This is a genomic window from Allobaculum sp. Allo2, from assembly GCF_022701175.1.
Classification (GTDB): Bacteria; Bacillota_I; Bacilli_A; order Erysipelotrichales; family Erysipelotrichaceae; genus Allobaculum; species Allobaculum fili.
Genome location: NZ_CP078088.1, coordinates 1408101 through 1431049 on the forward strand (window position 1 = coordinate 1408101; position 22949 = coordinate 1431049).

Consider the following 22949-nt stretch of genomic DNA (forward strand, 5'->3'; position numbering starts at 1 on the left):
GCAGAGGGAAGTCCCTTCTTTGTCTGTGAATTTAGGAAAAGGAACAAGGAAAGCAGTAATCCTGTTCAAGTTTATAAATTATTCCTGTTCGAGTTTAAGTGTTTTTGTGGTGAGATCGCAGACTTCTTCTGGTCCGTAGTACTGGATTGCACCTGGGAAGGTGTAGCAGGTTTCTACAGCCCACTGGTCGCGGTTGGCTTCGAAGAATTTGAACGGCTTGCCGTCGAGTTCGACGAGCGCTTTCTTGATAACCGGTTTGTCTTCGCCATGACGACGTTCGATGTTCATCATCTTGGTGATCGGCATGCCGCCGGCTACCCATTCGGATGCTGGTTTGGACAGGTTGGAAATCTTGGAGAGGTATCCAGTGAATCCGTTCTGGATCAGCAGGAATGCGTTGTAGCCAAGGGAGTAGCAGTAGTCGGAGTCAAAGTTCGAAGGGAATGCGCAGCGTCCTTCGTAACCGAAGAAGTGGTGCAGCGGGTTGAACTTGCCGGTGTAGGTACCTTTGGCAGCGCGTGCCTTGAGTTCATTGGCAACGAGAGCGGAGAACAGTTTTCCGATTCGATCAGAGATACCTGTACGTTTCCGTGCGGGTCTCTTTCGAGGAACAGCTGCTGCTGGATGTTTTCCGGCAGAATTGCGAAGACTTTGAATGCGTCTTCGCTCAGACCGTTCTTGATGAACTCATATTTTTCTTTCCATGTTGGAAGAGCGTTGAACGCGTCGGCTTTGCTTCCGGCAAGAAGTTCGTTGATTTCAGCGATCAGAGCGGAGAATTCAGGAACGAATTCAACTACGCCTTCCGGAATGATAACAACACCGAAGTTGTTGCCGTTGGCAGCACGTTTTTCTACGGAATCGGCGATGTAGTTGGCGATTTCGGAGAGAGACATTTTCTTCGCAGCGACTTCTTCGGAAATGAGGCAGATGTTTGGCTGTGTCTCAAGAGCAGCTTCCAGTGCTACGTGAGAAGCAGAACGGCCCATAACCTTGATGAAGTGCCAGTATTTCTTAGCGGAGTTGGCATCGCGTTCGATGTTTCCGATCAGTTCACTGTATGTCTTTGTAGCGGTATCGAAACCAAAGGAGATTTCAATGTCGTCGTTTTTCAGGTCGCCGTCGATCGTTTTTGGAGCGCCGATTACCTGTACGCCAGTGTTGTGTGCAGCAAAGTATTCGGCAAGAACGGCTGCGTTGGTGTTGGAGTCATCGCCGCCGATGATTACGATGGCGTTGATGCCGTGCTTTTTCGCTACTTCTGCAGCAACCGTGAACTGTTCTTCTGTTTCAAGTTTTGTACGGCCGGAACCGATGATATCGAATCCGCCTGTGTTGCGGTAAGCGTTGATATAGTCGTCATCGAATACAATGAAGTCATCTTCGATCAGACCGCTTGGACCGTTTTTGAAACCGATCAGAACGTTGTCCGGGTTAGCGGCTTTCAGAGCATCGTAGAGACCGCTGATTACATTGTGGCCGCCTGGCGCCTGTCCGCCGGAAAGGATAACACCGACAACCTGTTTGCCTTCTGGTGCTGTGCTTTCGCCTTTAACGAAAGTGATTTCTTTCTTTCCGTAAGTATTCGGGAAGAGTTTCTGGATTGCTTCCTGGTCCGCAACGGACTGGGTAGGTTCGCCTTCCTTAACCGCAATGCTGGAAATGCCGTGACGAAGCATTCCCGGAAGCTTTGGCTGGTAAGCGTAGCGAGCTTTCTGTAACAGGGAAATTGTCATTTCTATACTCCTTCTTAATCGCTCAAATCATAAGATAACCGGTCAGAATTGTAAATCCTCAAAGAGAAAGGGCTGTCATTGCATGGCAGCGAGGAGAACAGAGTACTCAATAAGGACTTCGATTCCAGAACCGGCCTTTCCATTTTACGCTATCTGGACATACGGTTTCAAATTCCTGAAAATTCGATCCCATTATACGAGCAGATAAACAGCACGATTCGACAAAAAAGCACCTGACTTAACGACAGATGCTTAATTTCAATCGGGTTTATTCGATAACGATTTCTTCTTCGATGAGAACTTCTTCTGGCTGCTTCAGACTGGCTACGAACGCTTCAATGCGATCGCAGGCTTCCTTGAGGTTTTCGTAGGACGTCGCATACGAAATACGGACGAAGCCTTCGCCATGTTCGCCAAAAGCGGTGCCGGGAACGACAGCGACTTTCTGCTCTTCGAGCAGACGGACGCAGAACTGATCCGAAGTCAGACCGGTCGAGGTGATATCCGGGAACGCGTAGAACGTGCCGCGCGGAACGTTCGTGCGCAGTCCCATGCGGTTCAGCCGGGCGCAGAGCAGATTGCGGCGCCGTTCGTATTCCTTTTTCATCTCTTCCGTATCTTCCAGACCGGATCCGAGTGCTTCAATCGCCGCATACTGGGCGGCCGTCGGCGCGGACATGATGATGAACTGATGAACCTTGGTCAGCTGGCTGTTGATTTCCGCGTTGCAGAGCAGATAGCCGAGGCGCCATCCGGTCATCGCAAAGGCTTTAGAAAAGCCGTTGATGACGAGAACCTGATCCTTGATGGAATCAAAGGAAGCCGGCGAGCAGAATTCGCCTTCAAACGTAAGTTCTGCATAAATTTCGTCGGAAACAATATAAATTCCGGATTCTTCAAAAATCGGTACGAGTTTTCGTAGTCTTCACGGCCCATCGTTCCTCCCGTCGGATTGGAAGGGAAGTTGAGCATGATGCATTTGGTCTTTTCCGTTAAAGCGGCTTTCAGATCTTCCGGGGTCAGTTTGAAGTCGTTATCCTGCGTCAGTTCGATATAGACCGGAACGCCTCCAGCCATGATGATCGCCGGTTCATACGCCACGTAGTTCGGGTCGAGAACAATGACTTCATCGCCAGGATTGATCAGGGTGCGGAAGCACAGATCCACAGCTTCAGATCCGCCGACGGTAACCAGTGCTTCCTTTTTCGGATCGTAGTCCACGCCGAAGCGGTTATGGTAGTATTCGCAGATCGCTTCGCGCAGTTCAATCAGACCGCGGTTTGCGGTGTAGTGGGTATAGCCGCTCTGCATCGATTCAATAGCCGCGTTGGAAATGTGCCAGGGCGTATTGAAATCTGGTTCGCCGATACCCAGGAAATGACGCCTTCCATGGAGTTGGCCAGATCGAAATACTTTCGGATACCGCTTGGCTTCATGGTTTTGATAACTTGATTGATCGGTTTCATCAGTAGCTCACCACCAGTCGGTCTTCTTTTTGTCCGGCCTGCCGGCACCGGTCAGAATGCCGGACTGCTTGTACTGCTTCAGAACAAACAGAGTCTTTGTGGACTGTACGTCTTCAATGCAGGCAATTTTGTCGGAAACAAACGAGCAGACTTCAAACATCGTTTTCCCTCAACGAGAAGAATGAAGTCCTTGTCGCCGGTAATCAGGTACATCGAATTGACTTCCGGATAGCCGGCGATGAGATTCGCGGTATAGTCGTATCCTTTATCTTTCATCGGGCGTACGCCGACTTCGATGAAAGCAAGAATTTTCTGATCTTTCTGAACTTTGTTGTAGTTAATGACGGTATGGTAGCCGCAGATGATTTTTCCTCTTCCAGGCTTCGAACGGCATCGTAGACATCTTTCTCGTCTTCATGAAGAATGTCTGCCAGATCGCGGGCATTCAGACGGGCGTCTTTTTCGAGCAGTTCCAAAATTGAACGAAAATCCATGGAAAACTCCTTTCCGGCGCTCATGCGCGCAGGTAATAATGTTCCTATTATAAGCGCATTTGATTTTCGATTCGTGCAAAGCCCGGAACACAGGGAAGAAAAGAATCAAAATAAGAATAAAACCGCTCGCAAATCCGCAGACCGTTTCCATCGGGCAGGGCCATAGGCCGTTTCATCGCCCATCTTTTCGTAAACGGAGCCGATCCAGAATAAAGCCAGGTCGTTTCCAATATTTAATGGGCAGTTATTTAATGGGCAGTGTTTGATGAATGAGTTTCCGGCAGATCCGATCTGGATCCAGTGATATTTCTGCGCAGAGTTTCTGTGATTTCTGATTCCTTTCTTATGGCAGAGGCGGAAAACAGAAGACTTCCCAAAGAAAAAAGCGGAGCAACGAACCCACCGGATTTCCAGACCAATTCACCCATATCATTCGGATTTGAAATCCAGCCAGGAAATGGAAAGGATGCATAGACGGACGGCTCAGACCGATTCTTTGTGGCTCGAACAGGATCTAGTAAAGAATGCCTTCCATAAAATATGGAAAGCCAAAACCAGCTCATGCCGGACGGCAGGCGATAATCCGCAAACATGCAGAAGGCAAATCCTATGCCTCCAAAAATCTGGCCTGTTGAGTTAACCGCTTTCATTCTGTAAGACTTTCCATCAATCCGTCTCTCTTCAGAAAATCAGGCGCCGATGCAGCAAAAAACATGCAGAGCGAGACAGGAATCATAAGCCCCTCAGGTGATGGGAAAATCCTGGAAATGCCTGCGGACAACGTATAGACAAACGGTCTGCATTAAGACGAAATAAGCAATTTGTATAGGCGATATCTAATGTGAATAAGACTAGATAAGTAATTAATATCGAGATTATTATTCAATAGTTTTTGACTAGATCCGCCTGACCTCCTATTCGTTGACAGGATTTCGGGCAGCCCCTATAATTAGATCGGTATTAAAGGAGGATTTACTGATCATGACAGTAAAAGTTGCACTGAACGGTTTTGGTCGTATCGGTCGTCTGGCATTCCGTCAGATGTTTGATGACCCCAACTACGAAGTAGTTGCGATCAACGACCTTACCAACCCCGCTATGCTGGCTCACCTGCTGAAGTACGATTCGACTCAGGGAACCTACAAATTCGCCGACAAAGTAGAATCCACAGAAGATTCCATCATCGTTGACGGTAAAGAAATCAAAATCTACAAAGAAGCTGACGCTTCCAAACTCCCTTGGGGCGATCTCGATGTTGATGTAGTACTCGAGTGCACAGGCTTCTACACATCCAAGGCTAAAGCACAGGCTCACGTTGATGCTGGTGCTAAGAAAGTCGTTATTTCCGCTCCTGCTGGAAAAGACCTGCCGACAATTGTTTACAACGTTAACCAGGAAGTTCTTACTCCTGAAGACAAAATCATTTCCGCTGCATCCTGCACAACCAACTGCCTCGCTCCAATGGCTAAGACACTGAACGACCTGGCTCCAATCAAATCCGGAATCATGACTACCGTTCATGCTTACACTGGCGACCAGATGACTCTGGATGGCCCGCAGAGAAAAGGCGACAAACGTCGTTCCCGCGCTGCTGCCGTTAACATCGTTCCTAACTCCACTGGTGCTGCTAAAGCAATCGGTCTGGTTATCCCTGAACTGAACGGCAAACTGATCGGTTCTGCTCAGCGTGTTCCTGTTCCTACAGGTTCCACAACGATCCTCGTTGCAGAAGTTGAAGGCGAAGTTACTGTTGATCAGATCAACGCCGCTATGGCAGCTGCTGCTAACGAAAGCTTCGGCTACAACACTGAAGAAATCGTATCTTCCGACATCATCGGTATGACTTACGGTTCCCTGTTCGATGCTACCCAGACAATGGCTACTCCTACAGGCGATGGCAACACCCTCGTTCAGGTTGTTTCCTGGTACGACAACGAAAACTCCTACACTTCTCAGATGGTTCGTACAATTAAGTACTTCGCTGAGATGGATAAGGAAAACGCTTAATTCACACTCAACAAAACTGAAGGCCTTCGGGCCTTCTTTTTAATGCCGCTTAAGCAGGAAGCCCGATATTTGAAAAAGCTGCCTTCAGCAAATTAAAAAATGGAGTGAGCACCAAATGATATTTGAGAAAGACGAAATATCGTCTGAAAGAATCACTGATTGCCTGCGAAACATAAAAAGGCCAGCGTGCTACGTAGAGGAAACGAGATTGAAACAACAAATAAATCGGTAATTCTGTTCAAATTAATCATCTGAAAGCGCTAAGAATTAACTAATTAGTATAAACGCATTGCCTGAACTGGTATTTCTTTGACTGATTTATGAACCGATAATAAAAGCTGATCAATTCCTGTTGAAAGAAGGGCAATCTTTGAACAGGGCTATCAGATCTTCGGGCGTGACCGAGAACGATTTCACGGTCAGATCGGATGAAACGCCAGGGCAGGCCTTTTTCCGGTTAACAGATCTGAGATGCATAAGAAAGGAAACAGCATGAAATTTAGAAAACTCACAGCTTCCTTGCTGTCTGTTGCACTTTCTGGAACAGCTGCAGTTTCAACCGTTCTTCCTGCTGCGTCCATGGCTGTACATGCCGAAGAAACAACTCCGACGGCAACGACAGACATGACGCAGTATGGCACCAATCTTGCACTCAATAAAACCGCGACAGCAAGTTCTCAAGAAGCGGATTCTGTCAGAGCTTCCAATGCGGTGGATGGAAATACCTCAGCTAGCACTTCCCGCTGGGGTTCCAATGTAGGCAATGGTCCGGACTGGATCTATGTTGATCTGGCCAAACCATCTGTTGTGAACGCCGTTCGTGTGTTCTGGGAATCGCACAAGGCTACATCGTATAAAATCCAGTACGCGACAGAAAACCCCGGAGCAGAAGCCTCCTGGACAGACGTAAAAGTCTTTAATAACCGTCCTGCGGAAATCACAGAAGTTATTGCGTTTGATACGCCGGTAAATGCTCGTTATATCCGTCTGTATATTGGATCGCATACACCAGATGATCCAATCCTCACTTCGATCCCAGAATGGAACTCGGTTTCCATTTATGAGCTGGAAGTGTATGGCGAAATCGATGCGAACTATCAGGATCCGCAGGAAAACGTAGCGCTGAATAAAACCGGAACGGCCAGTTCGACCGAAACGGCAGACTTCACCGCAGCAAAGGCACTGGACGGAGATACATCGTCCAGAAGTTCACGCTGGAGTTCCGCTGAAGCAGACGGACCGCACTGGATTTACGTCGATCTTGGCAAAGAAATGGACGTACAGACCGTACGCCTCTACTGGGAAACACGCAAAGCCAGTAACTATACCATTTCAACCGCAACGGACGAACATACAGCCGAAGAACTGGCTGGAGAAGATGTCTGGACTCAGCAGTATTCCAATACTAGCCATCCAGCCGATCTGAAAGAAACCATCAGTCTGGATGCTCCAGTTAAGGCACGCTATGTCCGCCTGAAAATCAACACCTTTACCCCGGAAGATCCGGATGGAGGCGTGACCTGGAATACCATTTCCATTTATGAAATGGAAGTATACGGCGGTATTCCACAGGCGCAGAAATGCAATTCCGTTGCCGATATCAAGGATGCTCTCGAACTGAACCCAGTTACCGCAGAATCCACGAAAGTTACAGCTAAGCTTCCAGAATTTGATGCCGATCTGTTCGCCGTAGAATACAACGGTACCGACCTCGAACAGGTTGTTGATGCCAATCAGAATATTCTGAAACCATTGGTGGATAAGCAGGTCAAAGTTTCCTATAAGATTACGGACAAAACGACCAGCGCTTACGACTTCAAGGAAATTACAGTCACGATTCCTGGTGAACATCAGGTTGATGAAAACGATAATGCAGTTCCGGAAATCCTGCCTCCAATCCAGGAATGGAAGGGTGAAGAAAGCGGAAGCTTTGCGATTACTGAGAATACGAAAGTTCAGTACGCAGATGATAAATTTGCATATGCAGCCAAGGCGCTTGCCGATGACTATAAGGAAATGACCGGCAAAACGCTGGCTGTAGAAAAAGTAGCTGCTATTCCATCAGCAGCTGTGAACGATACCATTACGTTCGGTGCGGGTACTCCGGAACTTGGTGAAGAAGACTACCGCATGACGATCGGTCCAAAATCCATTCAGATTGGAGCCAACCATTCTACCGCAGCGTATTGGGCAACCCGTACCATTCTGCAGGGACTCAACAACAGCGAAGACAATACTCTGGCTGCCGGTGAAATGCGTGACTATCCAACGATGAAGGTGCGCGGTCTGATTCAGGACGTTGGACGTAAGACCTTTACGCTCGACTATCTGAAACAGCTGGCCAAAGTGCTGTCCTGGTATAAACTGAACGACTTCCAGGTTCATCTGAACGATAACTATATCCAGCTCGAACAGTATAAGAACGTCAACGGCGAAGACCGTCGTCTGATCGATCCGTATTCGGCGTTCCGTCTGGAATCGGATATCAAAAAGGCGGAAATGACGGTAAGAACCAGGCGGATCTGACCGCAAAAGACGTCTTCTATACGAAAGAAGAATTCGCGGACTACATCGAAGAATGCAAGAAGATGGGTATCACCATTGTTCCTGAATTCGACATGCCGGCTCACGCGCTGGCCATGACGAAAGTCCGTCCGGATCTTAAAACGCCGGATTCGGATATGCCGCATGTAACCACGAACGGCAACCGTTCCCCGGCTGACCATCTCGACCTGAACCATCAGTACGACGATGTCATGCAGTTTGTTAAATCCATCTGGGACGAATACACAACTGGCGATGACAAAGTCTTCGATACGCCGGTCATTCACATTGGTGCCGACGAATACGAAGCCGGTTCTGCTGCCTACCGTAAGTATGTAAACGACATGTTCAAGTACGCCGAAGACAAAGGCTATACCCCGCGTGTGTGGGGTTCTCTGACTCAGCTGAGCCAGGGGATACGGTACATGGCGCGACCTATAACGAAGATGGAACCGTTAAATCCCGTCGCCAGATCAACCTCTGGAACTTTGGATGGTCCAATCCAAAAGCTATGTACGATCTGGGCTTCGACTTGATCAACTGCTCTGACGGAACCTTCTATATCGTTCCAAACGCAGGCTACTACTACGATTACCTCGGCGATTCGCATCTGTTTAACACGGATATCACTCGCATGGGCAGCACCAAAGTGCCTGTCGGTGACGAGCAGATGGTCGGCGGTGCCTTCGCCATCTGGAACGACATGATCGACAACGCCGAAAACGGCATGTCCGAATATGATATTTACAAACGTACGATTCGTGCAGCCGGCATGATGGGAACCAACCTCTGGGGCAAGGGATCCATCACCCAGACAGAGGCTTCTGCGATTATCGATCAGTATCCGGAAGTTCCGGGAACCAACTTCAACTACAATGTGAACAAATCCGAAAACGGAGCGATCACTTCTGTAGATATGGAATCCACAACGGATACCACCGGACCAACCAACAGCCTGACTGCTGGAAATGACGTTCTCAAAGAAGCGGCAGGCCGCAAGGTTCTTGACCTTTCTTCTGGAAAAACAGCCACATTTGATACGCTGAAAACAGCTGGTCTTTCCAACACGCTGCGCGTGAAAGTAAAACGTACGAGCGCGTCCAAAGATGAGCAGATTCTGTTTGAATCGCCATACGGAACGATCAAAGCGGTTCAGAAAGAAACCGGAAAAGTCGGCTTCTCGCGTGAAAACCACGATTACTCCTTCGACTACGAACTGCCGGTCGGCGTATGGACCGAACTTGAATTCCGCAACGAATTCGAAAAGTTCTCTCTGTATGTAGACGGAGAATTCGTAGAAACCGTTGGACGTGACGGGCGCGGATCGCTGAAAGCGACCATGATGTTCCCGCTCCATACCGTCGGCAGTGCAGAGCATCCATTCCAGGGCTATGTCGACGATATCCGTGTCGGAACTACCCCGGAAACTGAATTTGTCAATACGATCGCTCTCGATCGCAAGATCGATCTGCTCGGACAGGTTGCTCTTGCTGGCAATACAGACCTGATCAAGGAAGCGCTCGGCGTATCCGGCAAATATGCACCGACGGCTGCAGAAGTTGCAGATGTGACGAAGAAAGTTGAAGATGCAATTTCCAAAGCGGAATACGAACGTGCAGACTACAGCCGCATTGACGCTCTGCTCGCTCTTGAACCAGAAGATCCAAGCGTATACAAAGCCTCTTCCATGGATGCCTTCAACCGCGCGAAAGACAATATCGTTCGCGATCTGCCGAAAGCTTCGCAGGCTGACGTCGATATGATGGCCTCCAACCTGGCTTCGATCCTTCTCGGAATGGAACTGCAGGATCTCAGCAAGTTTGAACTCGTTTCGCAGGATATCATGAAAGCTACGGCTTCCAGCAACCAGAGCGGGGAAGAACCAGCCAAGGCGATCGACGGCGATACGTCCACGATGTTCCATACCGACTGGGAGAATACCACCATGCCGCACTGGCTCGACATTGAATTTGCGACTCCGCAGACGGTCGATCAGATTCTGTATACGCCAAGAACCGGCGGCGGAAACGGTCACCCGCTGACTTACGACATCCAGACCAGCGATGACGGCAAGACATACACGACCGTTTACTCTGGTGAAATGACGAACTCTGGAACTGTAAAGACGATTAATCTCCCTGAAGCCGTAACTGCGAAGCACATTCGCATGGTGGCTAAGACGGCCCGCAACAATAACTTCTCCTGCGCGGAAATCAACTTCCACAAAGTCGTTACCGGAGCAGATACAGAAGGTCTGAACGAAATCATCGCTCAGGCGGATGCTCTCACGGCAGCCAGCTATCCAGAATCTTCCTGGAACGCCATGCAGACTGTACTGGCCAAAGCCAAAGCTCTGCCCGATACCGCAACACCGAAAGAAGTGGAAGCGATGAAGGGCGAACTGAGTCAGGCCATCTGCGCACTGGCTGGCTCGACCGTTGTCTACGACTACACCCTGCTGCAGACCGTGATCGATGACATCACTCCAGCAAAACTTGCTGACGTCAAAGGCGCTGCTGCACTGAATACGAAACTTGCTGCTGCGAAAGCGCTCGTAAACAACGCAGAATCTCAGGAAGCCATCGATACGATGACTGAAGAACTGCACGCCGCATGGCTTGTTGCTCGCTACAGCGTATCGACAGATAAACTGGCGGATCTCAAATAAGACTCTCAAAAATCCAGAAAGCCAAAGTTCTCTAAAAGGATGACAGGTTTCTTTGGATCTCGTTAAACCGACCAAAGGGCTTCTGCTCTCGTTTTCAAACGGGAAGGCAGAAGCCCTTTTCTTCTGGTGCGATCTTCTTCTGCAGATTGTGGCGATGTTTAACCGTGTCGGGCAAACTGTACCGGTATACGCAGAGAAGGGGACGGCGCCGAACGGGCGGATTCAGCCGACTTCCGATCTGGAGAATTGGAAAGCGCCCGGGAAAAAAAGGAGAAAAGAAAAGAATCGAGTACAGGAAATCGCCAGAAAGGGATGAATTTTCAAATTTTTCTTCAGGAATATTTGCAGAAACTTTTCTGTCGTAAAAATGACGGAGAGAGAAATCAAAGATCCAGTCGATCCAGCTGGGAATTTGCGGGAAAGCGTTTGAAGTTTCTGCCTTCGAAGCACGCTCTACATCCGGTTTCTGTTGTGTAAGCACTCAGAAGCAGGTAAATTGAAAGTAATTGTTTAAGAGAAAGGATTTGTAATATGGCAATTCGAGAACGCCTGGTTGACAGCGAGTACAGCCGGCTGGCAGAAGAGGTCGACGATCTGACGGCGGCCTATGTCGAAAGCATGAGAAAAGACGGTGTGGATGAAATGTTCATCAACATGTTTATTGAAAACGCCAAACGGGAAAAGGCAGAACGCCTCGCGCAGAATCCCAGCGAGGACCGTTCTTCAGAAAAGGAATATCTCACCCAGTTTGAGGGGAAGACCGGAGGGAATAACTAGCTATGCAGGGATGGATTTATCTTCTTTATTTTGCGGTTTTTATCGCGCTGGTTGTTCTGATCCCGCCTCTGGTAAAGCGTTACTATTACCAGAAGCTGATGAACGATATCGATACCCAGAACTACGCGAAATTCCAGACGCATCTGGATTCGCTGCTGGCTAAGGTTTCCTTTTCCGCCTTTGAACGCGAAGCCATCCGTCTGACGATGATTGAAGCCCGACAGGATAAGGCGAAAATTGACGATCAGATTCAGTTCATGGAAAACATGCGTCTGAACCGTCGTCAGAAAGCCCAGTTAGGCGAACAGGGCTTCTATATTTATCTGGCGCAGGGAAAAATCAAAAAAGCTGCCCGCATGATGGACCTGGTGAAAACGTACGGTACGCCCCAGCAGCTCCACCCGCTGGAAATTCAGTATTCGATTCTTCTCAAGAAAGAAGCGAAATATATTGATGAACTGAAGGAGAGACTGAAAAAGCTCGAAGATTCTTCCGGAAACATTCCGGAAAACCTGAAAGTGAACGCAGGTACGTTCCAGTATCTGATCGCTCTGCAGTACTCCTATAACAAGGACAAGCCCAATACGGAGAAGTGGGCAAAACTGGCCCTGGAGAATTTAAAAGGAACACCAAACGAAGAAGAAATTCTGAAACTCCTTGGCCGCTCCGCTGCCTGAAAAACAGGCGGTTGAAAATCTGATAGAATATCGAAGGAAGTGAAAGCTTCCTTTTTCAATGGAAAAACGCAAAGTGCAGAACAGGACTGGCTGTTCAGCAATTCAATCCGTTTGCGTCTTTTTGATTGAAACCGGCTCCTCATGGGGCAAAATGCTGAAAACAGACGAAAGGAAAAGCTGCACAGACGCGCCCTGTTTCCCAAATGAACCGGAGATCTGAATCGGATATCTGTTCGAACTCGGGAAGGCGTCTGTCCTTTATGGAAAGCAGCAGGAATAAGGATGAAGCTCTATAACACCTATTCGCAGAAAATCGAAGAATTCAAGCCGATGGAAGACGGCAAGGTTTCGATGTATGTCTGCGGTCCGACGGTCTATAACGATCCGCATATCGGAAATGCCAGACCTGTCGTCGTTTTTGATACGCTTTACAAAATCTTCAAGGCACTTGGCTATGACGTCACCATGGCAAGCAACTACACCGATGTCGATGACAAGATCATTGCCAAGGCGATTGAAGAAAACACTACGGAAAAAGTGATTACCGATCGCTATATTGAGGAATTTGAACACGTTCGCCATGATCTTGGCGCCCAGACGCCGGATTATACTCCGCGCGTAACCGAGACGATGGATAAAATTATCGCCTTTATCGAAATGCTCGTCGAAAACGGGGCAGCATACGCGGTGGACGGCGATGTCTACTTCCGTGTCGGCTCCGATACGCACTATGGAGAAATTTCCCATCAGCGCCTAGAAGATCTGATGGTCGGCGCCCGCATTGACGAAAATACAAAAAAGAAAACCCGCTCGACTTTACGCTCTGGAAAAAGACCGATAAAGGCATTCAGTGGGATTCTCCCTGGGGAAAAGGCCGTCCCGGCTGGCATACCGAATGCGTTGTAATGATCAACGATGTCTTTGGCCGTCCGCTGATCGACATTCACGGCGGCGGAAACGACCTGAAGTTCCCGCATCACGAAAACGAAGTGGCGCAGGCCCGCATGAGCTGGGATACGTCTCTGGCCAATACGTGGGTTCATAACGGCATGATCAACATCGCCGATGAAAACCATGAGATCAACAAGATGTCCAAGTCTTTAGGCAACGTCCTGCTGGCCAAGGATCTGATCGATCAGTATTCCGGTCCGGTCTGCCGTCTGATGCTCATCAGCACGCATTACCGCGCACCGCTGACGATTTCGAAGGAAGCACTGGAGTCTTCCGCCAGAGAAATCGCAAAAATCCGGAAACCTGCAGCGCAGGCTCTTTTCAGCTCGATCTGGCAGACGCTTTTGATCCGAATGCTGAAAAAGATGAAGCCAGCTGGAACGCCTTCATGGACGCCATGGCCGATGATCTGAACACCCCGAACGCTATTTCCGCGCTTCAGGCAGCCATCAAGGAACTCAACGGTGCGCTGCGCAAGCGGGAACTGGATTACAAGCGTCTGAATGCGCTTTACGCCTCCATTGCCGGTATGCTTTATGTACTGGGACTCGATCTGGATCTGCATCACGCAACGGATGAACAGAAGGATCTGTATCGCGCCTGGAAAGCAGCTGTAAAGGAAAAGACTTCGCCGCCGCTGATGCGTGCCGGGCGAAGCTGATGGAACAGGGACTGGTTTAATGGAAATCGTATCCGAAAATCCCGTAACTCTGGCCTGGATGGGCGATGCCATCTATTCGCTGGAAGTACGAAAAACGCTTTTGAACAAGGGACTGCGCAAAGCCGATGTTCTGCAGAAACAGTCGGCCAAATACAATTCGGCCACGGGGCAGGCCACGGTTCTCGATCGGCTTCTGGAAGAAGATCTGCTTAACGAAGACGAACGGGAAATCGTCCGCCGCGGACGCAACGCGCACGTCAAATCGCCATCGAAAAGTGCGGATCTGAAAACGTATCTCAAGGCCACCGGTCTGGAGGCGCTCTTTGGCTATCTGTATCTTTACCATCATGAAGAGCGCATGAACGAACTGCTTTCGATCTGTATGAAACTTGGTGAATCTCTATGATCGTCTATGGAAAAAATGTCTTTGAAACGCTGAAAAACGAGCCGGAGACTATCGCGGAAATTTATTTGATGAACGGCCAGAACGATGCCAGAACGCGCCGCATTCTCGACACGCTTCCCAGATCCGTTCGTCTGCGCACGGTTTCGAAAAAGGAACTGGACCGCATGACGGATCATGGCGTCCATCAGGGGATTGCCGCTAAAGTCAGGGACCTGCCGCTGCTCACGCTCGATGAGCTCATCGACCGGGCCCGTCCAAACCCGGAAAGCGACAGCGCGCTCGATCGTCTGCCGCTGCTTGTGGCTTTAGACGAAGTGCAGGATCCGCACAATGTCGGTGCTATTCTGCGTTCTGCGGATGCGGCTGGTGCCAAAGGCGTTATCCTGTGCAAGCATGGCGGCGCCGGGCTCACCCCGGCCGCTGTAAAGACGTCTGCGGGCGCAGCGTATTCGATGCCGGTAGCCGGTGTCTCGAGCCTTTCCAACGCGCTGATCAAGCTCAAGGAAAACGGCTTCTGGGTAGCGGGCAGCGACTTTGACAAGACCAGTCTCGACTATCGCAAAGGTCTGTATGATCGTCCGCTCGTTCTCGTCATTGGAAACGAAGGTAAGGGCATGTCCAAAAGCGTCAAGGGACAGTGCGATTTCAAACTGCACATTCCCATGCATGGAGCCGTGCAGTCGCTGAACGCGTCGGTGGCTGCAGGAATCCTGATGTACGAGATTCAAAGCAAAAATAAAATTCCCAACGCAGCAGTCGGTATGAAGAGGGAAAAATGATGAATGCCTTATACCGTCCTGCCAAAAACAGCACGCGCGACTGGAATCTGTACGAGCTTCTCTATCTCATTCACATGAACGATGAGGAAGCGTACGCGCTGCTGTTTGCGAGCCTTCGCGGCTATACCGATTTTGTCTACAACAATATGCTTCGGTCCCTTCTTCTTTACGAAGACTGGATCGCGGCTGCCTACGATGTGTTTGACCGGCTGATCTATCGCTATCGGGACAATGAGAAGTGTTCGATCGGAACGGTCTACTACGCCTGTCTTCGCAACAAGGCGACCGACCTGATTCGCAGTGCCAATCAGTTTTCTTCCCTGCAAAGGCGCAATACACTTTCCCTGGAAGCCTGCTTTGAGCGCCGTGAATTTGGCGGACCGAATATTCAGAACTGCTTTCAGAGCGACATGGTACTCGAAGAAAATCATTTAGCGGCTTCCGCCTGCGATGAGGTGCTCGCTGAACTCTCCAAAGAGCTCGATGCGCTCGACATGCAGATCCTGACTATGCTCAGAACGGGCTATACCCAGAAGCAGACATCCGCCATTCTGTCCATTACGCTCTCCCGCGTCGGAACGGCGCTGCGAAGAGCGCGCTCTGCCTGGAAACGGCATGAAGTGTTTTCAAAGGAACCGATGTTTTAAGAGCTGAGCGATTTCTTTTCGGCATTTGGATTTGGATTTCAGGTTCCGACGATAAAGGACCGGCATGGAGGCCGGAGGCCGGGGCTTTGTTGACAGAAAATGGGTTGAATGCTATATTTTTAACTTGCAAAGGAGGCCATACTATGGCTGATAAGATTACTTTGGTTTGTACCGAATGCTTTTCCCGGAACTATACGACCGAGAAAAATAAAAGACGCAGACAGGCCGTCTTGAAGTTCGAAAGTACTGTCCGAAATGCAACAAGCACACTTTGCATAAAGAGTCAAAATAAGACTGACTAGTAAAGGAATTTGATAATGGCTGAAAACGAAATCAAGGACCCGACCTATTCGCCCAAAGCGATCTGGGCGGAACTGAAAAAGGTACAGTGGCCTTCGTTCAAAGAGCTGATGAAATCCAGCGGACTCGTAATTCTGTTTACCGCACTCTTTGGCCTCTATTTCTTCATCTGTGAAATTGCGGCCTCCGGTCTCGTCAGCTGGATTGTTTCGCTTTAAACTGGATTACATGGCTTAACCAAAAAGGCAGACTCGCGCTGCCTTTTTGATTATCCGTCCATTTTGGCGGCACTTCGCTGGATTTACGGTCCTTAAAATCAGGGGCACCATTCGATCAGTGATATAAATTATACAGATCTTTTCAAAAGGAGAGGAACCAATATGACAAGTAAAGTTAACGACAACGATGTCGCCTGGTACGTCGTCAATACGTATGCCGGTCAGGAAAATCGTGTTAAGGAAAACCTTTTAAAACGAATCAGCACCATGGGTCTGGAAGATTCCCTGTTTGATGTCGTTGTAGCGGAAGAAACCGAAGTGGAATACAAAAACGGCAAGGAAATTACAAAGACGCACAATCTCTTCTCCGGCTATATTCTCGTGCGCATGCGCATGACCGACGAAGCCTGGTACGTTGTCCGCAACACCCCGGGCGTAACCGGATTCATCGGATCGAGCGGAAAGGGAGCAAAACCGTTCCCTGTAGCCCAGGAAGAAGTGGACGCCGTACTCAGAAGACTTCATCGTCCGGTTGAAAACGTCACTCTCGATGTGGTTCCCGGCGATAAGGCCGAAGTCATCAACGGCCCGATCAAAGGCACCGTTGTTACGGTTGAATCCATCGATACCGCAAACCGTAAAATCCATGCCAGCTACCAGATGTTCGGCAATGAGCAGAACTCCGATTTCGAATACGGCGATCTGCAGAAAATTGAACCAAGCGCTGACTGATCGCATACCCTGAAATCTCAAGGCAAAAGCATTCGCTGCCCAGGGATCAGGACGGCTAAAGCATGCGCAGCAAGCTCTGCATAATTCAAGGCAGGTTTTCCCAGGAAGGAAAGCCTGCCTTTTCTTCGGCTGATCGCTGCGTCGATCGGCTGTCTGAATTTTCGACGAAAAACGCCAGGCAAAATGGGCCTGACGTTTTAGCTATTTGTTCATATCGAGTTCAATCGCATCCGGCGCGGTTCGTGTGGACTGGCGGCTGATCATGTAGCAGGGAAGTTCCACTTTCATAGGCTGGATGTTTTCGTTTCGCTTCCAGGCGTCATGCAGCATGCGCATGCCCGTTGAACCGATCTCGTAGGTCGGAACGAAAATGGTGGTCATTGGGGGATAGGTGTAGTTGGTTTCATCGATGTTGTCGAAGCCGATAATCGAAAGATCATCCGGAATACGCAGGCCGGCTTCGTAGCAGGCGCGCATCGCGCCGATCGCGATCGGGTCGCTGGCCGCAAAAATGGCGGTCGGCACCGTTTTGGCATCGATCAGCGATTTCATCATTTCGTATCCGGATTCCCGGGTGAATTCCTTCATTACGACGTACGGTTCAAATTCGAGGCCGGCTTTGGTCGCAAACCGGCGGAAATATTTCAGACGGTCATCGCGGTATACTTCGCCGCTGACGCTTTCAATCCCGCCTAAAAGCCGACTTTCTTGTGGCCTTCGGCAATGAAGTGGTCCATGACGATCCGCATCGCACCCTTGAAGTCGGGAACGATGAACGCGTTGGTAATGGTATCGAGTTTCATATCGAGAAAAATGATGTTGGGACAGATCGCGATCATTTTCTGGCGATCTTCCGGAGAGAACTTACCGATGCACACCAGACCGTCCACTTTTTCCATGCGGCGCGGAATCGACATTTCCGAAGCAAAAGAGCGGATGATGGTAATCATGTGGTTGGAGCAATAATTTTCAACACCCTGGCGGATGTTCAGGTAATACGGGTCGCTCGCCTCATTTTCCGCGGATACCCACTGAACAATGCCGACCGTCATGGTCGAAACGTCAGCTTTTTCTTCTTTTTCACGTACCCGAGCGTTTCAGCGGCTTCGAGAACGCGGTCTCGAGTCGACTGCGGCACGCTCAGGGTCAGATCATTATTGAGAATACGCGAAACACTGGCACTCGATACGCCAGCGAGGTTGGCAACGTCTTTTAATGTGGCCATAAAATCACCTCTTATATTTAGTCCATTCTGATAGTAAACGGTATCGCTTATGACGAAAAGAGGAAAAATGATACTCCTCTATTAATTTTTAGTAAAAACAAAGTTTTAGTTCAAGACTTTTAGTAAACATTGAAAGAACCAGTGCGTTTTTGTTAGAATGGGTGTATTGATAGCGGTTAACAAAGGAGAAAAAGAATGCTTGCTAGTCAGTTAAGAGAAGAAATTGTAAACGGGGCGCAGGATGCGCGTCTCACTGAGATCTACGGCAGCCTCGCAGAGTCGCAGAAACCTCGGTACGCCAAAGCCATCGACAAGTTCATGGAACTGTATGGAGACAAGGATGTACAGGCCATCTCCGTTCCTGGACGCAGTGAGGTTATCGGAAACCACACCGATCATCAGCAGGGTGAGGTCCTCGCCACTTCGATCAACCTCGATATCATCGCCATCGTCAGCCCAAGAGAAGACGGTGTCGTAAAAGTACTTTCCGACGATTATGATATTCCTCCAATCGATCTGTCGGACCTCAACGTGCACGAAGATGAAAAAGAAAGCAGTCAGGCCCTCATCCGTGGCGTCGCCGCAAAGATTAAGGAAGACGGCGGCAACATCGGCGGCTTCGACGGCTATATGACCAGCGACGTGCTGCAGGGAAGCGGTCTGTCTTCCTCTGCTGCGTTCGAAGTCATGATCGGAAACATCTTCTCCGATCTCTACAATAATCAGAGTCTGGATCCCGTTGAACTCGCCAAAATCGGCCAGTACGCCGAAAACGTATTCTTCGGCAAACCATGCGGTCTGATGGACCAGTCCGCATGCTCCGTCGGCGGTCTGATTCACATCGACTTCGCCGATAAGCACAACCCGATCGTCGAAAAAGTCGACATCGATTTCTCCGACTTCAACACCTCCCTGTGCATTACCGACGTTCACGCATCCCATGCCGACCTGACGCAGGATTATGCGGACATTCCGTTCGAACTCAAGGAAGTGGACGAGTTCTTCGGAAAGCCGGTTCTGCGCGAAGTGGATGAAGCGGAATTTTATTCCCGTCTTCCGGAACTGCGTGAAGCCGTGAAAAACGACCGTGCACTGCTGCGTGCCATTCACGTATTTGAGGAAAACAAACGCGTACAGAAAGCCGTTAAGGCTCTCTCCGAAGGCGATCTCGCCGGCTTTGAAAAGCAGATCCTCGCTTCCGGAACGTCTTCCTTCAAATATCTCCAGAATATCTATTCTCCATCCGACTACAAAAACCAGGCGGTTTCTCTGGCTCTGGCTTTAAGCGAACTGGTACTTGACGGAAAAGGCGCTCACCGCGTCCACGGCGGCGGATTTGCAGGCACAATTCAGGCCTTCGTTCCAAACGAACTCGTTGATCAGTACGTGAAGACTATGGACAGCACCTTTGGAGAAGGCGCATGCCACGTTCTTCAGATCCGTCCTTACGGCGGCATCCGCGTATTCTAATCCAAGTCCGCTAAACGCATGCCTGAGCTTTTAAACGGCAAAGCAAGGCAGTCCAACTGAAAATTATGAACAAGCAAAGCAGCCTGCACGCAATCAAATTGCAGGCTGCTTTTCTCTGTCTGCCAGAAGAAGACGGCTTGAAAAGGAAAGCGGTTTGAAAGCTTTGACGTCCCCTTCAAACTGGAACGATCTGGATTTCAGTGGATGAGAGTGCGCCAAACCGATACAATAGCTCCGGAATATCTTTCTGGTATATCATTCCCCAAAATCGTCTGGGATTACGAAAACCAGAAAGTCTGTTTTTAAAAGGCTGCTTGAGCGGACACCCAGTCGATCCGATCGGCCTGCCGGCAGCTGAACCGAAGCCGGCAGGGAAAACGAAAGAGAAAAAGAGGAAGAGACATGAAGAAGAAAACAATGATTTTTGATCTGGACGGTACGCTGTATCGCGGAACGGCTCCGATCGAAGCGGGAATCCGCGCGATTGAGTTCTGTCAGGCGCATGACATTCCCTATCTTTTTCTGACCAACAATTCCATGCGCACGCCGCAGGAAAACGCGGAACACATGCTGAAAATGGGCTACCCGAACATTCGCGCTGAGGACTTCGTCAATTCGGCGATGGCCGCAGCTGCCTGGGCGTCAAAATACTGTGCGAAGACCGGAACGCCGCGAACGGCCTGGATGATTGGACAGGCCGGCATGAAAGAAGCGCTCGAACTGGAAGGCTTTGCGATTACGGAAGACCATCCGGCTTTTGTATTCATCGGTCTGGATAAATCCGCAGACTATGCGAAATATTCCAGAGCACTGGGATTTCTGCTCAACGGCGCAAAGCTGATCGGAACAAATATGGACCGCATTCTGGCCAAGCCTGGTGGTTTTGAAGTCGGCAACGGCTCGGTCGTTACGCTGTTTGAATACGCCACGGGACAGAAAAGCCCCGATATCGCCAAGCCAAGTGCTCCGATTCTCGAAACGGCTTTGAATAAGCTCCATATTTCGAAAGAAGAAGCCGTAATTATTGGAGATAATCTGGAAACCGATATCGCGCTCGGTTATAATAATCAAGTTCAGACTCTTTTCGTCCAGAGCGGCGTGCATAAGGAGTCGGATATCGAACGGCTCGGGATTATTCCCGATGAAACCGTGGCAAGCCTGGATGAGGCAGACTTTCTGCGTCTGTCCGCCATGGCTTAGAAAATAGTTTGTTATAATGATCACGGGAAAAAGAAAGAAAGAGTGATTTGTATGGAAAACTTCTTAAATATTTTGTTAATGGTCGACTCAGGTATCATGATTATTCTCGTCCTGCTGCAGAGCGGTAAATCCGACGGACTTTCCGCAGCATTCACGGGAAGCGGAGATCTTAACCTTTTGCGGTTCAGAAAGAACGCGGCTTCGAAAAGGTTCTCTCGTATGCCACGCTCATCTGCGGCATCATTTTCTTCGCCCTTGTAATCGCTTTACAGATTGTCTAAGGCCATCCGGCCTTTTTATTTTGCAGGCAAGTTTTTGTATTTTACAGACAGGATATTGTATGAAGAGGGTATTAAAGACTTCTGGACTGTCTCGAAAGGGAGGGATTTGAATGAAGGAAGAAATTGTTGAACTGCTTCAGAAAAAGAAAAACTGACTCCATACGGACTGGGCAAAGCCATGCACATCCGCACGGAACGTGAAAAAAGAACTTCAGATCGCGCTCAATGAGCTCGAAGATGAGCGCATCATTTATAACGACCACGAAAAGTACGTCTTCATTGACGGCCAGGAATGGGTGATCGGCAAGATTAAGGACGTTTCTGCAACGGAATATGCGGTTCTCTGCAAGGAGAACAAGCTGTATGTCCCCAAGAAAAACTGCCGCATGATGATGGACAAGGACGAAGTGCTCGTTCACAACTATGGACTGATGCCGGAAGTTGTCCACATTTATGAACGCGGCATTACGTGCATTCCTGGAACCTTCGTCCGTACCCGCAACGGCCTGAAATTCCGCAGCGATGTGGATCTTCACACCTCTTTTATCGTGACCAACCAGAAGGCTTACAAACTTTCGGCCGGCACCAAGGCGGTCGTTAAAGTCGTAGACTATTCCGCGCCGCTTCGCGTAAAAATCATTGCGGTGCTCGGTCAGGAAGACGAACCGGGCGTGGACATCAGCGCCATTCTTGCGGAAAACGAAGTCCGTCAGAACTTCGGCAAGAAAGTCCGCGCGGAATCCGATGAAATTCCAGAACGCGTCCACAAAAGGAAATGAAGGATCGCCACGATCTGCGCGATCTGATGACCGTCACCATTGACGGCGACTCCACCAAGGACTTTGACGACGCAATTTCTGTTGAAGCGCTGGCCAATGGCGGCTGGAAACTGTATGTCCATATCGCAGACGTCAGCCATTACGTCAAGGAAGACAGCGACATCGATAACGAAGCCTACAAGCGCGGCACTTCGATTTATGTCGCCGACCGCGTTGTGCCGATGCTGCCGTTCGCGCTGTCTAACGGCATCTGCTCGCTGAACCCGGGCGTGGATCGTCTGACACTGACGTGCGCCATGGAATTCAACCCGAACGGCGTCATGACCGACTACGAAATTTACGAGAGCGTCATTCATTCGGATGCACGCTGCACATATTCCAAAGTAAACGCCTATTTGGAAAATCCGCAGTCCGTTCCGGAATATGCACCGGTCGGCAATCTGCTCACCGCCTTCTCCGATCTGGCGAAAAAGATGCGAGAACAGACCGAAAAGCGCGGGGCCATATCGATTTTGAAACGAAGGAACCCAAATTCGTACTCGACGAAAGAGGCGTTCCTGTCGATATCCTCATCCGCGATCGCGGCTGGAGTGAAATGATGATTGAAGAGGCCATGATTGCGGCAAACGTTGCGGTCGCTCATGAGCTTCACTCCAAATCTCTGCCGGGCATGTTCCGAATCCATGAAGATCCGGATCCCGAAAAACTGCAGACGCTGGTCAACATGGCCAGTATTTTGCACGTGCCCTGCGACCTGGATGTCGAAAACTGCCAGCCAAAAGATGTCGCCCGCTTCCTGGCTTCGATCGAAGGCGAAGAAGAGAAGGAAATTCTTTCCACGATCACCGTTCGCTCCATGCAGAAAGCCCGCTACAGCGAAAGAACGTCGGCCACTATGGTCTGGCGCTCGATGAATACTGCCACTTCACAT

General features: G+C 49.6%; 22 protein-coding genes and 6 pseudogenes. 19 read left to right on the forward strand and 9 right to left on the reverse strand.

Features of this window, described 5'->3' with window-relative positions; translation table 11 throughout:
- Positions 1-78: 78 nt before the first annotated feature.
- From KWG61_RS07915 to KWG61_RS07935, 6 genes and pseudogenes are all read right to left on the reverse strand, one after another.
- Positions 79-1736, reverse strand: a pseudogene (locus KWG61_RS07915) (diphosphate--fructose-6-phosphate 1-phosphotransferase).
- A 268-nt stretch (positions 1737-2004) separates the two neighbouring features.
- Positions 2005-3071 (reverse strand): annotated as a pseudogene (locus tag KWG61_RS07920) (pyridoxal phosphate-dependent aminotransferase).
- A complete protein-coding gene (locus tag KWG61_RS17320) occupies positions 3005-3202 on the reverse strand; it encodes a hypothetical protein (protein WP_367614164.1) in 198 nt (65 codons plus the stop codon). The pseudogene KWG61_RS07920 and the gene KWG61_RS17320 overlap by 67 nt, the downstream one beginning before the upstream one ends.
- Before the next feature lie 7 nt (positions 3203-3209).
- Complete coding sequence (locus tag KWG61_RS07925; RefSeq protein WP_242743391.1) at positions 3210-3362, reverse strand: Lrp/AsnC ligand binding domain-containing protein; 153 nt, start codon at positions 3360-3362, stop codon at positions 3210-3212.
- 112 nt (positions 3363-3474) lie between these two features.
- Entirely contained in the window at positions 3475-3696 is a 222-nt protein-coding gene (locus KWG61_RS07930; RefSeq protein WP_242743392.1) for a hypothetical protein, read from the reverse strand.
- A 248-nt stretch (positions 3697-3944) separates the two neighbouring features.
- Positions 3945-4346, reverse strand: a complete 402-nt coding sequence (locus KWG61_RS07935; protein ID WP_242743393.1) for a hypothetical protein — start codon at positions 4344-4346, stop codon at positions 3945-3947.
- Positions 4347-4677: 331 nt separating this feature from the next.
- On the opposite strand from KWG61_RS07935, the gene gap reads away from it, so the two are divergent.
- The 13 genes and pseudogenes from gap to nusG all read left to right on the forward strand — a co-directional run bounded on the left by gap (position 4678) and on the right by nusG (position 17063).
- A complete protein-coding gene (gene gap, locus KWG61_RS07940) occupies positions 4678-5703 on the forward strand; it encodes a type I glyceraldehyde-3-phosphate dehydrogenase (RefSeq protein ID WP_230266809.1) in 1026 nt (341 codons plus the stop codon).
- Between the two features lie 492 nt (positions 5704-6195).
- A complete protein-coding gene (locus KWG61_RS07945; RefSeq protein WP_256460647.1) occupies positions 6196-8229 on the forward strand; it encodes a discoidin domain-containing protein in 2034 nt (677 codons plus the stop codon).
- Positions 8226-8783, forward strand: a complete 558-nt coding sequence (locus KWG61_RS16190) for a family 20 glycosylhydrolase (protein WP_367614352.1) — start codon at positions 8226-8228, stop codon at positions 8781-8783. The genes KWG61_RS07945 and KWG61_RS16190 overlap by 4 nt, the downstream gene beginning before the upstream one ends.
- Positions 8759-10915 (forward strand): discoidin domain-containing protein, encoded by a 2157-nt coding sequence (locus tag KWG61_RS07950; protein WP_242743394.1) that lies wholly within the window; start codon positions 8759-8761, stop codon positions 10913-10915. The genes KWG61_RS16190 and KWG61_RS07950 overlap by 25 nt, the downstream gene beginning before the upstream one ends.
- A gap of 531 nt (positions 10916-11446) precedes the next feature.
- Positions 11447-11692, forward strand: a complete 246-nt coding sequence (locus KWG61_RS07955; RefSeq protein WP_230266811.1) for a hypothetical protein — start codon at positions 11447-11449, stop codon at positions 11690-11692.
- Between the two features lie 2 nt (positions 11693-11694).
- Positions 11695-12369 (forward strand): hypothetical protein, encoded by a 675-nt coding sequence (locus tag KWG61_RS07960; RefSeq protein ID WP_230266812.1) that lies wholly within the window; start codon positions 11695-11697, stop codon positions 12367-12369.
- A gap of 282 nt (positions 12370-12651) precedes the next feature.
- Positions 12652-14001, forward strand: a pseudogene (cysS, locus tag KWG61_RS07965) (cysteine--tRNA ligase).
- The gene (locus tag KWG61_RS07970) at positions 14001-14387 is read left to right on the forward strand and encodes a Mini-ribonuclease 3 (RefSeq protein WP_230266814.1); all 387 of its coding nucleotides are present in this window, start codon (positions 14001-14003) and stop codon (positions 14385-14387) included. The pseudogene cysS and the gene KWG61_RS07970 overlap by 1 nt, the downstream one beginning before the upstream one ends.
- Complete coding sequence (gene rlmB / locus KWG61_RS07975; RefSeq protein WP_242743395.1) at positions 14384-15166, forward strand: 23S rRNA (guanosine(2251)-2'-O)-methyltransferase RlmB; 783 nt, start codon at positions 14384-14386, stop codon at positions 15164-15166. Before KWG61_RS07970 ends, rlmB begins: the two co-directional genes overlap by 4 nt.
- Positions 15163-15813, forward strand: coding sequence for a hypothetical protein (locus tag KWG61_RS07980; protein ID WP_230266816.1), 651 nt, complete (start codon positions 15163-15165; stop codon positions 15811-15813). The genes rlmB and KWG61_RS07980 overlap by 4 nt, the downstream gene beginning before the upstream one ends.
- Before the next feature lie 143 nt (positions 15814-15956).
- A pseudogene (gene rpmG, locus KWG61_RS07985) lies at positions 15957-16105 on the forward strand (50S ribosomal protein L33).
- A gap of 25 nt (positions 16106-16130) precedes the next feature.
- Complete coding sequence (gene secE / locus KWG61_RS07990; RefSeq protein ID WP_230266818.1) at positions 16131-16331, forward strand: preprotein translocase subunit SecE; 201 nt, start codon at positions 16131-16133, stop codon at positions 16329-16331.
- A 162-nt stretch (positions 16332-16493) separates the two neighbouring features.
- Positions 16494-17063, forward strand: a complete 570-nt coding sequence (gene nusG, locus KWG61_RS07995) for a transcription termination/antitermination protein NusG (RefSeq protein ID WP_230266819.1) — start codon at positions 16494-16496, stop codon at positions 17061-17063.
- Between the two features lie 201 nt (positions 17064-17264).
- Here the strand turns inward: nusG and KWG61_RS08000 are convergent, their stop codons facing one another.
- From KWG61_RS08000 to KWG61_RS08010, 3 genes are read right to left on the reverse strand one after another with little or no spacing between them, the layout of a single operon-like run.
- A complete protein-coding gene (locus KWG61_RS08000) occupies positions 17265-17750 on the reverse strand; it encodes a substrate-binding domain-containing protein (RefSeq protein ID WP_367614353.1) in 486 nt (161 codons plus the stop codon).
- A 5-nt stretch (positions 17751-17755) separates the two neighbouring features.
- On the reverse strand, positions 17756-18115 hold the full coding sequence (locus tag KWG61_RS08005; RefSeq protein WP_242743396.1) for a hypothetical protein: 360 nt from the start codon (positions 18113-18115) through the stop codon (positions 17756-17758).
- Complete coding sequence (locus KWG61_RS08010; RefSeq protein WP_242743397.1) at positions 18112-18288, reverse strand: LacI family DNA-binding transcriptional regulator; 177 nt, start codon at positions 18286-18288, stop codon at positions 18112-18114. Before KWG61_RS08010 ends, KWG61_RS08005 begins: the two co-directional genes overlap by 4 nt.
- A gap of 195 nt (positions 18289-18483) precedes the next feature.
- On the opposite strand from KWG61_RS08010, the gene KWG61_RS08015 reads away from it, so the two are divergent.
- The 6 genes and pseudogenes from KWG61_RS08015 to KWG61_RS08040 form a co-directional block, all read left to right on the forward strand.
- Entirely contained in the window at positions 18484-19758 is a 1275-nt protein-coding gene (locus KWG61_RS08015) for a galactokinase family protein (RefSeq protein ID WP_230266821.1), read from the forward strand.
- 402 nt (positions 19759-20160) lie between these two features.
- On the forward strand, positions 20161-20958 hold the full coding sequence (locus KWG61_RS08020; RefSeq protein ID WP_230266822.1) for an HAD-IIA family hydrolase: 798 nt from the start codon (positions 20161-20163) through the stop codon (positions 20956-20958).
- Between the two features lie 51 nt (positions 20959-21009).
- Positions 21010-21239 (forward strand): annotated as a pseudogene (gene secG, locus KWG61_RS08025) (preprotein translocase subunit SecG).
- A 197-nt stretch (positions 21240-21436) separates the two neighbouring features.
- The gene (locus tag KWG61_RS08030; protein WP_242743398.1) at positions 21437-22018 is read left to right on the forward strand and encodes a hypothetical protein; all 582 of its coding nucleotides are present in this window, start codon (positions 21437-21439) and stop codon (positions 22016-22018) included.
- Positions 22015-22617: an RNB domain-containing ribonuclease gene (locus KWG61_RS08035; protein WP_242743399.1), complete on the forward strand. Its 603-nt coding sequence runs from the start codon at positions 22015-22017 to the stop codon at positions 22615-22617. The genes KWG61_RS08030 and KWG61_RS08035 overlap by 4 nt, the downstream gene beginning before the upstream one ends.
- Positions 22524-22945, forward strand: a pseudogene (locus KWG61_RS08040) (RNB domain-containing ribonuclease); the annotation flags it as partial. The gene KWG61_RS08035 and the pseudogene KWG61_RS08040, both read left to right, overlap by 94 nt.
- Positions 22946-22949 lie beyond the last annotated feature (4 nt).

Bases quoted from the DNA above. Each gene is read 5' to 3' on its own strand.
- KWG61_RS17320 (WP_367614164.1), bottom strand. From the start codon at position 3,202: ATGAAACCGATCAATCAAGTTATCAAAACCATGAAGCCAAGCGGTATC.
- KWG61_RS07925 (WP_242743391.1), bottom strand. From the start codon at position 3,362: ATGTTTGAAGTCTGCTCGTTTGTTTCCGACAAAATTGCCTGCATTGAA.
- KWG61_RS07930 (WP_242743392.1), bottom strand. From the start codon at position 3,696: ATGGATTTTCGTTCAATTTTGGAACTGCTCGAAAAAGACGCCCGTCTG.
- KWG61_RS07935 (WP_242743393.1), bottom strand. From the start codon at position 4,346: ATGAAAGCGGTTAACTCAACAGGCCAGATTTTTGGAGGCATAGGATTT.
- gap (WP_230266809.1), top strand. From the start codon at position 4,678: ATGACAGTAAAAGTTGCACTGAACGGTTTTGGTCGTATCGGTCGTCTG.
- KWG61_RS07945 (WP_256460647.1), top strand. From the start codon at position 6,196: ATGAAATTTAGAAAACTCACAGCTTCCTTGCTGTCTGTTGCACTTTCT.
- KWG61_RS07950 (WP_242743394.1), top strand. From the start codon at position 8,759: ATGTACGATCTGGGCTTCGACTTGATCAACTGCTCTGACGGAACCTTC.
- KWG61_RS07955 (WP_230266811.1), top strand. From the start codon at position 11,447: ATGGCAATTCGAGAACGCCTGGTTGACAGCGAGTACAGCCGGCTGGCA.
- KWG61_RS07960 (WP_230266812.1), top strand. From the start codon at position 11,695: ATGCAGGGATGGATTTATCTTCTTTATTTTGCGGTTTTTATCGCGCTG.
- KWG61_RS07970 (WP_230266814.1), top strand. From the start codon at position 14,001: ATGGAAATCGTATCCGAAAATCCCGTAACTCTGGCCTGGATGGGCGAT.
- rlmB (WP_242743395.1), top strand. From the start codon at position 14,384: ATGATCGTCTATGGAAAAAATGTCTTTGAAACGCTGAAAAACGAGCCG.
- KWG61_RS07980 (WP_230266816.1), top strand. From the start codon at position 15,163: ATGATGAATGCCTTATACCGTCCTGCCAAAAACAGCACGCGCGACTGG.
- secE (WP_230266818.1), top strand. From the start codon at position 16,131: ATGGCTGAAAACGAAATCAAGGACCCGACCTATTCGCCCAAAGCGATC.
- nusG (WP_230266819.1), top strand. From the start codon at position 16,494: ATGACAAGTAAAGTTAACGACAACGATGTCGCCTGGTACGTCGTCAAT.
- KWG61_RS08005 (WP_242743396.1), bottom strand. From the start codon at position 18,115: ATGACGGTCGGCATTGTTCAGTGGGTATCCGCGGAAAATGAGGCGAGC.
- KWG61_RS08010 (WP_242743397.1), bottom strand. From the start codon at position 18,288: ATGGCCACATTAAAAGACGTTGCCAACCTCGCTGGCGTATCGAGTGCC.
- KWG61_RS08015 (WP_230266821.1), top strand. From the start codon at position 18,484: ATGCTTGCTAGTCAGTTAAGAGAAGAAATTGTAAACGGGGCGCAGGAT.
- KWG61_RS08020 (WP_230266822.1), top strand. From the start codon at position 20,161: ATGAAGAAGAAAACAATGATTTTTGATCTGGACGGTACGCTGTATCGC.
- KWG61_RS08035 (WP_242743399.1), top strand. From the start codon at position 22,015: ATGAAGGATCGCCACGATCTGCGCGATCTGATGACCGTCACCATTGAC.